Genomic DNA, 12,449 nt, shown 5'->3' with positions numbered 1-12,449 from the left:
CATTAAAGCTCGGGATCAAACACCTAGGGTCTGCGCCGCGTCGCTTCGCTCCTTGCTACGCCCTAGGATGACGAAGCGCGGGGGGCTGCCGTCTACCGCGCCATCCTCAACCCCTGGGCCTCGACCACCGCCGCGTCGTTTCGCTCCTTGCTACGCCCTAGGATGACGAAGCGCGGGGGGCTGCCGTCTACTCCGCCATCCTCAACCCAAGCGCGTCGACCATCGCCGGATCCAGCGCCCGTGTGGTGTCGTCCATCATGCCCATGCCGTCGAAGAGGTCCCAGAAGGCCCAGGGGAAGCCGAACGATTCGGCGCTTTGCCTGACATCGGAAATGTAGCGGGCGCGGTCGGGGTCGGGCGCGGCGGTGTAGCGGGCGTCGGTGCGCAACGCGCCGAATTCGCCCATGATGACGCGTTCCGGCGCGATGCCGTGGCTATCGGCCCAGTCGCGCGCCTGGCTCAGATATTTGTCGATGAACCAGCGGCCGGGCCGGGCGTCGAAATAGACCTTCAGCACGCGCTCGGTTTGCGCATAGGCGGCTTTCTTGGCCTCGTCCGTGGTCTCGGTATCCTTGGCCATGCGCGCCCTGACGGAGGCCAGCGTCCGCTCGAGCGAGCCGGCGGATGCCGGCCACGGCACGTTGTTGAGCGCGCGGTAGACAGGTTCGCGCATCCAGGGCGCGCCCTGGTGGCTGAACAGATAGGGTTCGTAGAAGTGAAAGGTGAACAGGATCGGCTCGAAGGCGGCCAGCGGCGCCGGATCGAGTGCTGCCAGCCCGCCCACCATCGAGCCGCAGCCTCCGGTGACGACCAGCGGCAAGCCATGGGACGACGCTCTGGCCGTCGTCAGAAGGGCTGCCTGGACCTGCGACCAGACGTTGGAATCGCAGGATTGCGGCGGCTCGTTGACCGGCTCCAGCGCCACCATGCCCGGCTGGAACCGTTCCAGCCTGCCGGCCAGTTCGCCGACCAATCCGCGATAGGCTTCGAATTCGGGCGCGGCGGTGCTCGAGACCATGCGGTCGGGGTTCCAGTAATGGGTGGCGCCATTGGCCTGGACGTTGACGATGATGCCGAGACCGGCGTCGAGCGCGGCGGCGACGGCCGCGTCCAGCATGTCCAGCAGCTTGCCGCGCGTGGCTGCGTCGGCCGCCAGGAACGGGCCGGGATCGACGGGCAGGCGGATGAAGTCGAGCCCGGTCTCGCGCAGCCGGTGGAGGTCGTCCGGTGTCGGCACCGGCCGCTGCGACTGGAAGGGCGGCCAGTCATAGTCGGTGCGTGGCGCCGGGAATTCGCGCATCAGCGCGAACCAGGGCCAGGCATTGACGCCGCGGCGGAGACGCCACTCGCCGCCTGTAGCAAAAGCGGGCGGTACCGGCGCGAGCGGCGCCAGCGCGGCGGGCACCAGCGCCGTCGAGAGCGCGGTGCGCAGAAGCCGCCGCCGCGACCAGTCCGTCATACGGCGCCGGGCGAGGGGCGCTCGATCGCGGCCGGCCGCGCCGCGGTCGCGCCGAGAAGCCGGTAGGCTTCATTCTCGTAGGCAAGCAGGACATCCTCCCAGCGGAAGGCTTCGCGGGCGCGCGTCCTGGCGGCCTCGCCGCAGGCTTTGGCCAGGGCGTCATCCTCCATCGCCTGGCGCATCCGCTCGGCGCAGCTTTGCGTGTCCGTGAAGTGGATGGCCGCGGTGCCGGCGGTCCATCTGTTGTAGGGGTTGTCGTGGGCGATCACCATGTTGCCGGCGGCCAGCGCCTCGACCAGCGACGGGTTGGTGCCGCCGACCGTGTGGCCATGCAGATAGGCGCGGGCGTGGAACCTGAGCGCCTTCACCGTGGCCTGGTCGTAGATGGCGCCCGGCAGGACGACCGAGGCGTTCGCCGCCTGGCGGACGGCGACATGGTAGGGAATGGCATCGGAAAGCGTGCCCAGCACCACCAGCTTCATGTCGCGCTTCTGGCTGCAGAAGGCCTCGACGATGGGCAGGATGTTGTTGTCGGGCTCGATGCGAGCGATCGAGATCAGGTATTTGCCGGGCTCGAGGCCGAGCGCGCGCACCGGCGCCTCCGGTGCCGCTGTCACCGGATCGGCGCCATAGGCGATGGTGGCGATGGCGCTGCGCGGCCGGCGCGTTGCCAGATGATCCGCGATCACAGGATGGTCGGCGACCAGGCGGTGCGAGGCCCAGGCGCCGAGCCACTCGTTGAGCCAGAACCATGTGCGCGCCGCAGCACCCCATTTGGGCCGGCGCCACTCGATGCCGTCCATGTTGGTGATGATCTTGCGCCGCATCAGCCTGAGCCAGGTCAGGAAGACCGCGCCATTATAGCCAAGCACGAGGCAGACGCCGGGCCGCCGGGCGGCGTCGAGCACGCATTGCCAGTCGAACTCCAGCGTCGCGCGTGGGCCTTTCGAGGCGACCTGGATGTGGATGAGGTCGATGCCGTTCCAGCTTGCGACGCGCACCCTCTGGTCGACCCGTGCAACCTCGTCCTGACAATAGACTCCGACCTTCCAGCCGCGTCCGACAAGAAAAAGCGCCAGCTTCTCGGCGAAGGTTTCGAAGCCGCCATGGGCCGCGGGGATGCCGCGCGTTCCCAGGATCAGGATGGAGGGCTTTTCCGATTTCATGGCCGTGACGCTTTCAAGTCCGCTCGATCCGCGGTGCTGCCTGATCTCAAAAGCTGGCCATGCAACATGCCTGCCAGCTCCGACCCCGCGATTATTGCACCCGGGTTGTAAAATATTTCTTCCGGACGCCCGCGTTGTTTCACTATCGGTCAACTTTCCGCACGTATGTGTATCGAAACGAGGCATTGCCGGCCCTGGCGACCACCAGACGGAGAAATCAGGCCCGGCATGATCCTTGCTCAGGGATTTCTGTGCGTCAGAATCGGCGGAGGACGTGCAGAATTGGTGTGGTGATCCGGATTCGACATCCGCTTCATGGCCATACCGGCAACCAGTGAAAGTCCAAAGGGGTGTTGGGCTTGAGATTTCCAGTCGCCTGTACGGTCAGGCGGCGGGGATCGTCAAACTTCCCCTGGCAGAAAGATGCTTGGGAATATGCGGATTGCATGCGTCCATCAGGGCTATGAGCTCTATGGCTCCGACCGCAGCTTCGCGGAGAGCGTCGCCGCGTTGCGCGCCGCGTTTCCGTCCGCTGACATCGAGGTGGTCCTGCCGCGCAGCGGGCCGATCGTAAAGATCCTGGAACCTCACGCCAGCCGCATCGTCTTCGAGCCGCTCTGGGTGCTGAGGCGCCAGGCCATGGCGCGCCTCGCCACAATCGAGATGGCGCGGCTGCCGGTCGCGGTGTGGCGGGCATGGCGACGCCTGCGCGATTGTGACCTCGTCTACGTCAACACTTCGATCGTCGCCGACTATGCGCTGGCCTCGCGTCTTCTCCCGCACAAGGCATTGCTGCACATCCACGAAATTCCCGAAGGCGTGCTGCGCCGGATCCTCGTCGGGTTGATGCATTGGAGCCATGCCGATCTCATCTTCAACTCGAAGGCGACGCGCGCCGCGTTCGGCGATCCCGGATCCGCGCGCTCCCATGTCGTCTATAATGGCGTTGCCGGTCCGGCGGCGGCCGAAGCGCTGACCTATGACGGCAAGCGCCCGCTGCGCGTACTGCTGCTTGGCCGTGTCAACAGGATCAAGGGCCAGGAAGTGCTGCTGGAAGCGATCGCCTCACTGCCGGCGGAGCTGAAGTCGAGGATCGAGGTGCGGCTGGTCGGCGGCGCCTTTGAAAGCGTCGAGCGCGAGTGTGCGCTCGCCGAACTGGTCGGCGGCATGGGGCTCACCGAGCGGGTCAGCGTGTTGCCGTTCATACCGGACCCGTCCGAGCATTATCGCTGGGCCGACATCGTCACCGTGCCGTCGCGGCGCCCGGAATCGCTCGGCCGCGTCGCCATTGAGGCGATGGCCCATGGCCGCCCGCCGCTGGTGTCGGCGATCGGCGGGCTGGTCGAAGTGGTCGCCGACAGCGAGACCGGCTGGCACGTTCCGCCTGGCGACGCAGCCGCCCTTGCCGCGAAATTGCAGGAGATCGTCCTGCGGCCCGAAACCTGGCGCGGTTTTGTCGCCGCCGGGCGCAAGCGCTACGAGGCGGTCTTCAGCGAGCCGGTCGCCGCGGCCGCGATCACCGCCATCGCCGCCGACAAATTGAAAGCGGCCATGGCAAGGCCGGCCAGGGCGGCAACCGCCCGCCAGGCGGAGACACGGCCGTGAAATTTCCTGGCCATCTGGTGCGGCGGCTCGTGCTGATGATCGGCGGCGAGGCGATGCAGAGCGGCTTTCACTTTGCCCTCAACATCATGCTGCTGCATCTGCTGTCGGCGCAAGGCTACGGCCTTTTCGCCATCGCGATGGTGATGGGCGGGGTCGGCCTGTCCTATATCAGGTCGCTGACCGCCGTTCCGGCCTCGATATGGATGGGCAAGAGCACCAACAGCGCCGGCGTCGACGCCCATGACGTGGCCTTCGGAACGGCGGCGCTGGTCGTGGCATTGCTGATGGCGATAGGCACGGCTGTCCTGATGCATCTGCTGGGCGATCCAAGCGGCATCGCCGCCGGCTGCTTCGTCGGCGCCTGGTCGCTGCGCAGCCACATGCGCACGGCATTCTTCGCGCGCCGCCTGCAGGTGATCGTCTCCATCAGCGATGCCGCCTTCACAATCTCCGGCACCGTGCTGGCCGGGCTGACGATCTGGTTTGCAAAGGATGGGCTGCAGGCCACGTTCTACGCGCTTACCGCGGCAAATCTGGTTGGTATCCTCGTCCTGGTCCGGCTGGCACGCCGCACGCTTCGCATCAGCTTCCGCATGCCGACGCGGCGGCGCTATGCCAGGCTCTGGCGCCAGCTGTGCTGGTCGGCCTTCAGCGCGACCACCACCAACATCCAGGGACAATGCCTGGCGCTGCTGGTCGCGGGCATTGCCGGGCCTGCCGCCTATGCACCGCTGGCGGCAGTGCTGGTGTTCTTTGCGCCGCTGCGCATCATCAGCCTTGCCTTCGTGAACATGACGCAGCCGGAGCTGGCCAAGCTCATGCAGCACAATGAAACAGGCCGTGTCTGGGCGCACGCCAAGATCTGGTCGCTCGTCATGGGGCTGGGCGGCCTGGTCTATGGATGCGCTGTCATGTTCGTCCTGCCGATGGTGAAATCCCAGGCTCTCCAGGATGCCTCGGTCGGGTTCATCGGGCTTTTCGTGATCGCGAATTTCGTCCCGATCATGCTTTACATCATGCCCCGCATCGTCCTCGAAATCCTCGGCGATTTCCGGATCGTCGCCTTCATCACGATGGGCGGCGCGATCGTCGGGTTGGCGCTGATCGCGATCCTGCTGGCGATCGCCTCTCCACCCTGGGCGCTGCTGGGTTCGGCGGTCTCCGAGACCTTCGTGCTCGCGGCATCATGGTATTTCGTGCATCACCGCATGTGGAACATCGAGCATCCGGACCAGCAGCACGACAGTCTGCCGGGTTCGTGGCGGCGGCGGGCGGTCACGTTCGCCGCGGCAAAACGATAGGAGAGGGATGTGGCAGGCCAGGCAGTGCGAATTGCTGAGTTGACCGACACGCCCGACGGGCAGGTCTCTCCTCCCGTCGCGATAGCCGCGAGCGACACCTATACGGCACGATTGCACACCAGCCTCGAAACGGTCAGGCCGCTCTGGCTGCGTTTCCAGGCAGACGGCGTGTGCACCGCCCACCAGCATTATGCGTGGGCCGAGGAGATCATCGCGCGGCTGATGTCGAAAGGTGCCGAACCGCTCATCGTGGAGGTGAGGGACGCCGCGACGGGAGTGCCCAGGATGCTGGTGCCCCTGATGCGGCGGCGCTCTTTCCACCATTGGGTGATCGAATGGTTGAGCTGCGGCGTCTGCGACTATTCGGCGCCGCTGCTGGCGGATGCGAGCCCGTGGACCAGGCAATCGGCCGAGGCCGCGTGGGCGGCGGTGCGCTCCGCGCTGCCGTCGGCGGACCGCTTCCATATCACGGGAATTCCGCAACGGATCCACGGCGTCGACAATCCGCTGGCCTTGCTGCCGGCCACGCGCGATTCCATCCAGACCACCTTCGGTCTTGCCATCGACGGCGACCCGGGAACCGTCCTCAAGCGCCTTTGCAGGCCATCCTTCGTCAAGGAATTCGGCAAGGACTGGCGCCGCCTCGAACGGCTCGGCGGCCTGGAGCTGGTCGAGGCCGATACACCGGCCCAGGTGGAGCATATTTTCGGCGAGCTGGTCCGGATGCGGCTCGACCGCTTTCGCGAGCTTGGCCGCTTCGACCTGTTGACGCAGAAGCCGATTGTCGATTTCTACCGGAACGCAGCCATTCGGGCCCTGTCGGACGGTTCGGTGCGGCTTTTCGGCCTGCGCGTCGGCGAGGCCCTGATCGCGGTCCAATATCTGCTGGTCCATCAAGGGACCGTTCATGCGCTCCTGATTGCGATGGACCAGAGCGTCGTGCCCAATGTCTCACCGGGACTTGCAATCATGGGCAGGTTGATGAGCTGGGCGCGCGAACAGGGGCTCGGCTATTTCGACCTGTCGGTCGGCAACCAGAGCTACAAGCAACATATGGGCGCCACGGGTTCGGTCCTGGCCGAACTCCGCCACGGGTTCACGATGCGGGGCAGTGTGGCCAGCAACGCCATCGAGTTCCGCAACCGGGCCGAGGCTTTCGTGCGCGCCAACCCACAGCTGCTCAAGGCGGTCCAGGGAACGATGCGGGGTTTGCGGCGCTTGCGTGGAGGAAGCTGAGGGCGGGCCAGAACGACAGGCGAAGCATGTGGCAGGCCAGGCAATGCGAGCGGCTGCGATGACTGATAGACCCGACGTGCCGGTTTCGCTGGTTGCCGCCGGCACCGGCACCTCCGCGCGCTATACGGCGCGGCTGCACATCAGCCTCGACAGCGTAAAGCCGCTGTGGCTGCGCCTCGAGGCGAATGGTTTGTGCACCGGCCACCAGGCCTTTGCCTGGGTGGAAGGGATCGCCAGACGGCTGATGCCCAAAAGTGCCGACCTGCTCGTCGTCGAGGTCAACGACGCCGCCACGGGCGCGCCGGCCATGCTGCTGCCGCTGATGCGGCGCCGGGCGCTGGGCCATCATGTGATCGAATGGCTGAGCTGCGGAGTCTGTGATTATTCGGCGCCGCTGCTGGCCGATGCGACACCTTGGACCCAACAGAGCGCTGCCGCCGCCTGGGCGGCGGTCCGCGCCGTGCTGCCGCCGGCGGACCGCATCCATGTCGCGGGGATCCCGCAACGGATTCACGGCGTCGCCAATCCGCTGGCGCTGCTTTCTGCGTCGCGCGACTCCATCCAGATCGCCTCGGGCCTGGCCATGGATGGCGAGCCGGAGACGCTGATCAAGCGCATCTGCAAATCGTCCTACGCCAAGAATTTCCACAAGCACTGCCGCCGTTTCGAACAGATGGGCAAGCTCGATCTGGTCGAAGCCCGGACGCCGGATATGGTGGAGAAGCAGTTCGCGACACTGCTGGAGCTCAGGCTCAACCGCTTCCGCGAGCTCGGGCGTTTCGACCTGCTGACGCAGGCGCCGGTCGTCGCGTTCTACCGCGACGCCGCCCTGCAAGGTCTGTCCGACGGCTCGGTGCGGCTGTTCGGGCTGCGTGTCGGGGAAGCCTATCTCGCCGTGATCTACGTGCTGATCATGAAGCACACTTTGCACGCGCTTCTGCTGGGGATCGACCAGGACGCGGTGGCCAACACCCCGCCAGGCCTGACGACGATCGGCAAGCTGATGATGTGGGCGCGCGCCCGGGGGCTCGACTATTTCGACCTGTCGGTCGGCAGCCAGGGGTACAAGCAGCATATCGGCGCTTCGAGCGCGGTGCTGGCCGAGTTGTGCGAGGCGATGACGCTGCGGGGCAGGGGCGCGACCGCCTATATCAAGCTGCGCGGAAAGACCGAGCTTTTCGTGCGCTCCAGGCCGGGACTGTTCAAGGCCGTGCAGGGCGTGATGCGCCGGCTGCGGCGGTTGAAGAACTGAGGTTCCCGCCAACACGGATTGACGAGCTCCCCGCAAACCATCACGCTGCCGAAAGAGCAACGGCTTCGGGGAGGCAATGATGGCAAGTCTGGTGGTGATGTATGGCACGCCCGCGGATCCTGCGGCGTTCGATGCCTATTACCGCGAAAAACACATTCCGCTGGCCAAGACCATCCCGGGATTGCGGCGCTACGAAATCAGCAGCGGTCCGGTGATGACCCCAGCGGGGCCAGCGAAAGTCCATCTGGTCGCCACCTTGCGGTTCGACGATCTGGCCGCCATCCAGAATGCATTCGCCAGCGCCGAAGGGCAGGCGACCGCCGCCGATCTCCAGGTCTTCGCGACCGGCGGCGCCGATATGCTGATCTTCGACAGCGAGGATGTGTGAGGCGGGTATTCCTGCTTGAAGTTTTGATTCAAGCCGAGGCGCGAAGCCCCTTCAACAGCCTGGAAAAATTCCTCCCCTCGCAACTCGCCTGACAGCGGCGGGTCGTCAATCGCCGAAGGGCGTGGCCCGCCAAATTGACAGGACAGCGCGTCTCCGTCATCCTTGAGCCCAGTCGCCGGGCCGCGGGAGCGGCCATGTTGCGTGTCAGGGCGACCGAGGGCAGCGTCATGTTCAGTCCCGTCACCGGCCAGAATGCCAAGCGTGCCGCCGTGCGCAAGGCGCTCGATCGCCACAAGGTCTACATCACCGCGCAGAGCTTTTCGGACGGCGCCTACCGGGCGCGCGTGCTGGTCGACGGCGAGGCCTACTGGGTCGACGAGTTCCGGCTCGCCCAGTTGCAGCAGGGGTTGACGCCGGCCGAACTCGAACTGACGCCGGCTGCTGACGATTGAGCTGCATGGCCTCCACGCTTTCGTCATCCCAGGGCGGAGCAGGAGCGAAGCGATGTCGCGGAGACCCTGGGATCCATGCCGTGACATCAATGCGCCGCTGCGGTCCAGGTTCCGCTCGGCTGCGCTCTACGGTAGGGGTCACGGCATGGATCCTCGGGTCAAGCCCGAGGATGACGACCGCGAGGTTTGCGGAACGCGAAGCAACGAGGCGGTTGGCGGCTGCCGTGCGCCTCGGTTCCTGACCAATGTCCCCCGCCAAACTCAACCCCTACCGCGCCAAGCGCGAATTCTCGAAAACCCCCGAACCCGCCGGCGGACTTGTCTTCGATGAAGGCAACCGCTTCGTCGTGCACAAGCACAACGCCACCGCCGACCATTACGATCTGCGCCTGCAGGTCGGCGATGTGCTGAAGAGCTGGGCGGTGCCGCGCGGACCCTCGCTCAATCCGGCCGACAAGAGGCTGGCGGTCGAGACCGAGGACCATCCGCTCGAATATATCGACTTCGAGGGCGTCATCCCCGAGGGCGAATATGGCGGCGGCCCGATGATCGTCTGGGACACCGGCACATGGGCGCCGATGGACGATGTCGAGAAGAGCCTCAGGACCGGCGCCTTCAAGTTCCGGCTGGCCGGCGAAAAGCTCAATGGCGGCTGGATGCTGACCCGTCTGAAGCCCAGGGCCGGCGAGGATGAGAACAAGAAGAACTGGCTGCTGTTCAAGGAGCGCGACCTTGCTTCCGACACCAGGCTCGACATCCTCGAGGCGCGGCCGGAGAGCGTGAAATCCGGCCTGCGCATCGAGGAACTGGTGGCGCAGCCGAAGCCGGCGGCGAAGTCCGCTCCGAAGCCGGGCTCGCTGAAGCCCGGCACACTGCCGGGCGCGGTCAAGGCGCCGGCGCTCCGTCGCATCGAGCCGCAACTGGCGACACAGGTGCCGAAGCCGCCAGGCGGCGAAAGCCTTGCCGAGAATACGAACGAGCTCTGGCTGCACGAGATCAAGTTCGACGGCTACCGCACCATGGCGCATGTCTCCGGCGGGGAGGTGCGGTTGATCACGCGTGGCGGCATCGACTGGACGAAGCGCTATGGCGACCTGCCGCATGCCTTCGCCAGATTGCCGTGCCGCGAGGCGATCATCGATGGCGAGATCGTCGTGCTCGATGGCAAAGGCATTTCCCGTTTCGCGCTGCTGCAGGACGCGCTGGCCGAGGGCGCCGGCAGCAAGCTGCATTTTTATGCCTTCGATCTCTTGCATCTCGACGGCTGGGATTTGACGAAGGCGCCGCTCATCCGGCGCAAGGCGCTGCTGGCCGAACTGCTCACCGGCCTCGGCGCCAATTCCGCCATCCAGTTCTCCGACCATGTCGAAGGCTCGGGGCAGGGGCTCTATGACCAGGCTTCCGATCTGGGCCTCGAAGGGGTCGTCTCCAAGCGCGCCACGGCCATCTACCAGAGCGGCCGCACCAAGAGCTGGACCAAGACCAAGGCGCTGCAGAAGGGCGATTTCGTCATCGCGGGTTACACGACCTCGGAAGCGGCGGAAGGGCTGGCCGCGCTTGGCATGGCCGAGTGGGATGATGGCGAACTGCATTATCGCGGCAAGGTCGGCACCGGCTTCGACGCCGAGACGGCGGCAGACCTGCTGGCCCGGCTGGAGCCGCTCACCGCCGGCGCGACGGCGCCGGAGGGCGTGCCGCGCGAGATCATGCGCGAGATGCACTGGGTGAAGCCGCTGTTTTCGGCCCGCATCCATTATGCCAACCGCACGGCGGACAATGCATTGCGTCATGGCGTGTTTCGCGGTCTCAGGGATGTCGGCCTGTCGACGCCGGTCTCGGCCAAGCGCAAACGGCTGATTTCGGAGGCGGACCTTGCCACCATCTGGGTGACCAATCCGACGCGGCGGCTGTTCGGCAGGACCGGGCCGACCAAGCTCGACATCGCCGTCTATTACGCGCTGGTCGGCGACTTCATGCTGCCGCATATCCTCGGCCGGCCGGTGTCGCTGGTGCGCTGCCCGACGGGACTGCCCAAGGACTGCTTCTTCCAGCGCCACGCCTTCACCGGCATGCCGCCCTCGGTGGTGACGTTCCAGGCGACCAATTCCGAGGGCGAGACCAAATCCTACCTCTCGGTCGAAGGCGCGAAAGGCTATCTGGCGCTGGCGCAGTTCGGCGTCGTCGAGTTCCACACCTGGGGCACGCACCGCACCAGCCTCGACAAGCCCGACCAGATCGTCCTCGACCTCGATCCGGGCGAGGGGATTTCGTGGCGCGAGGTGGTCGAGGCCGCCGTGCACATCAAAAGCGAGCTGGAGGGGCTGGGGCTGGTGCCCTTTGCAAAAACCTCCGGCGGCAGCGGCATCCACATCACCGTACCGGTGACGCAAAAGCAGAACTGGAAGAAGCTGCACCAGGCAACCAGCGCGATATCAACGCATCTGGCGGCCACCGCGCCCGACACGTTCACCACCACCATGGGCAAGGACAACCGCAAGAAGCGTATCTTCATCGACTACCACCGCAATGCGCGCGGCCACACCTCCGCCGCGCCCTATTCGCTGCGCGCCCGCACCAACCTGCCGGCCTCGACGCCGGTGAGCTGGGCGGATCTGGAGGCGATCGACGCGCCGCAGGACCTGAACTATTCGTCGCTGCCGGGCTTGCTGGAGACGTCGGGGGATCCCTGGGCGGAGATCGATGAATTTGCCAGGGATTTGCCGTCCCATCTTTCGTCATCCTAGGGCGGAGCAAGGAGCGAAGCGACGCGCGCAGACCCTAGGATCCATGCCGTGACGTTGGCCGCAGAATACCACCGGCCTGAATGTCCACCGGCAATAACATCAAGTAGGTCGCCTCATGACCGGCTACGTTTACGTGACCGCGAGCCAGAAGTGTGGCACGATCTACATCGGTGTGACCAACGATCTTGGCCGTCGAATGCCTGAGCACAAGTCCGGCCAGGGTTCGCGCTTTACCAGCCAATACGGCGTGCAAAGACTGGTCTGGTACGAAGAGTATTTCGATATCACCGATGCCATCCAGCGCGAGAAGTCTCTGAAACGCTGGCCTCGCCAATGGAAGATCGAGCTGATCGAGAAGGGCAATCCGGATTGGTTCGAACTCTTTCGCGGAACTGGGTGGTAACGTGGGCATTCCCTTCGTCATCCTCGGGCTCGACCGAGGATCCATGCCGTGACCGTGCTCGCGGAACCGACGGCTGCAGATTCTGCGCTGCCGCGGTGGTTCTGATGTCCCGGCATGGATCCTAGGGTCTGCGCGCGTCGCTTCGCTCCTTGCTCCGCCCTAGGATGACGAAGGGATGGGGCGCTTTGCTCTATCGTGCACGGTATCGACAACGGTGTGGGTAGCGCGCCTGAAGCCCCTCCGATCGTCATCCTCGGGCTTGACCCGAGGATCCATGCCGTGTCAGTCGGCGGGGAGCGCGGCGGCGCGGAATTCCCATAGCACCAGCACGGCACCCGAACCGTGGCAACGCTTCCAGGTTACGGAATGGATCCTAGGTGTTTAGTCCCGGCATTTGATGGACCGGGTCGAGTCTGAACCGTTCGGGCTCTTTTTTCCAGATT

General features: G+C 65.6%; 10 protein-coding genes. 8 read left to right on the top strand and 2 right to left on the bottom strand.

What is annotated here, in order from left to right; all coding sequences use genetic code 11:
• Positions 1-187 precede the first annotated feature (187 nt).
• Together FJ548_RS29135 and FJ548_RS29130 are read right to left on the bottom strand one after the other, a co-directional pair.
• Positions 188-1,459: a cellulase family glycosylhydrolase gene (locus FJ548_RS29135; RefSeq protein ID WP_140779706.1), complete on the bottom strand. Its 1,272-nt coding sequence runs from the start codon at positions 1,457-1,459 to the stop codon at positions 188-190.
• On the bottom strand, positions 1,456-2,625 hold the full coding sequence (locus FJ548_RS29130) for a DUF1972 domain-containing protein (RefSeq protein ID WP_140698792.1): 1,170 nt from the start codon (positions 2,623-2,625) through the stop codon (positions 1,456-1,458). Before FJ548_RS29130 ends, FJ548_RS29135 begins: the two co-directional genes overlap by 4 nt.
• 423 nt (positions 2,626-3,048) lie before the next feature.
• Between FJ548_RS29130 and FJ548_RS29125 the strand changes: the two genes are divergently transcribed.
• The 8 genes from FJ548_RS29125 to FJ548_RS29090 all read left to right on the top strand — a co-directional run bounded on the left by FJ548_RS29125 (position 3,049) and on the right by FJ548_RS29090 (position 12,006).
• Positions 3,049-4,230 (top strand): glycosyltransferase family 4 protein, encoded by a 1,182-nt coding sequence (locus FJ548_RS29125; RefSeq protein WP_246678799.1) that lies wholly within the window; start codon positions 3,049-3,051, stop codon positions 4,228-4,230.
• Positions 4,227-5,531, top strand: coding sequence for a hypothetical protein (locus FJ548_RS29120; protein WP_181168943.1), 1,305 nt, complete (start codon positions 4,227-4,229; stop codon positions 5,529-5,531). Before FJ548_RS29125 ends, FJ548_RS29120 begins: the two co-directional genes overlap by 4 nt.
• A gap of 9 nt (positions 5,532-5,540) precedes the next feature.
• Positions 5,541-6,767, top strand: a complete 1,227-nt coding sequence (locus FJ548_RS29115; RefSeq protein ID WP_140779705.1) for a GNAT family N-acetyltransferase — start codon at positions 5,541-5,543, stop codon at positions 6,765-6,767.
• 58 nt (positions 6,768-6,825) lie between these two features.
• Entirely contained in the window at positions 6,826-8,019 is a 1,194-nt protein-coding gene (locus FJ548_RS29110) for a GNAT family N-acetyltransferase (RefSeq protein ID WP_246678798.1), read from the top strand.
• A 79-nt stretch (positions 8,020-8,098) separates the two neighbouring features.
• Positions 8,099-8,407 (top strand): EthD family reductase, encoded by a 309-nt coding sequence (locus FJ548_RS29105; RefSeq protein WP_140698783.1) that lies wholly within the window; start codon positions 8,099-8,101, stop codon positions 8,405-8,407.
• 227 nt (positions 8,408-8,634) lie between these two features.
• Positions 8,635-8,859 carry a hypothetical protein gene (locus FJ548_RS29100; RefSeq protein WP_140611511.1) on the top strand — a complete coding sequence of 75 codons (225 nt, stop codon included), beginning with the start codon at positions 8,635-8,637 and terminating at the stop codon, positions 8,857-8,859.
• 245 nt (positions 8,860-9,104) lie between these two features.
• Positions 9,105-11,603 carry a DNA ligase D gene (gene ligD / locus FJ548_RS29095; RefSeq protein ID WP_140779703.1) on the top strand — a complete coding sequence of 833 codons (2,499 nt, stop codon included), beginning with the start codon at positions 9,105-9,107 and terminating at the stop codon, positions 11,601-11,603.
• Positions 11,604-11,718: 115 nt separating this feature from the next.
• Positions 11,719-12,006: a GIY-YIG nuclease family protein gene (locus tag FJ548_RS29090; RefSeq protein WP_140779701.1), complete on the top strand. Its 288-nt coding sequence runs from the start codon at positions 11,719-11,721 to the stop codon at positions 12,004-12,006.
• The last annotated feature ends 443 nt before the right edge of the window (positions 12,007-12,449 follow it).

Source organism: Mesorhizobium sp. B2-4-17, from assembly GCF_006441275.1.
Taxonomy (GTDB): domain Bacteria; phylum Pseudomonadota; class Alphaproteobacteria; order Rhizobiales; family Rhizobiaceae; genus Mesorhizobium.
The sequence above is the reverse complement of the archived record's forward strand: the minus strand, read 5'-3'. Positions and strand labels throughout refer to the sequence as shown.

What these genes read in the sequence shown, in the direction of transcription:
- FJ548_RS29135 (WP_140779706.1), bottom strand. Translation starts at nt 1,459, where the DNA reads ATGACGGACTGGTCGCGGCGGCGGCTTCTGCGCACCGCGCTCTCGACG.
- FJ548_RS29100 (WP_140611511.1), top strand. Translation starts at nt 8,635, where the DNA reads ATGTTCAGTCCCGTCACCGGCCAGAATGCCAAGCGTGCCGCCGTGCGC.
- FJ548_RS29125 (WP_246678799.1), top strand. Translation starts at nt 3,049, where the DNA reads ATGCTTGGGAATATGCGGATTGCATGCGTCCATCAGGGCTATGAGCTC.
- FJ548_RS29110 (WP_246678798.1), top strand. Translation starts at nt 6,826, where the DNA reads ATGACTGATAGACCCGACGTGCCGGTTTCGCTGGTTGCCGCCGGCACC.
- FJ548_RS29090 (WP_140779701.1), top strand. Translation starts at nt 11,719, where the DNA reads ATGACCGGCTACGTTTACGTGACCGCGAGCCAGAAGTGTGGCACGATC.
- FJ548_RS29130 (WP_140698792.1), bottom strand. Translation starts at nt 2,625, where the DNA reads ATGAAATCGGAAAAGCCCTCCATCCTGATCCTGGGAACGCGCGGCATC.
- ligD (WP_140779703.1), top strand. Translation starts at nt 9,105, where the DNA reads ATGTCCCCCGCCAAACTCAACCCCTACCGCGCCAAGCGCGAATTCTCG.
- FJ548_RS29105 (WP_140698783.1), top strand. Translation starts at nt 8,099, where the DNA reads ATGGCAAGTCTGGTGGTGATGTATGGCACGCCCGCGGATCCTGCGGCG.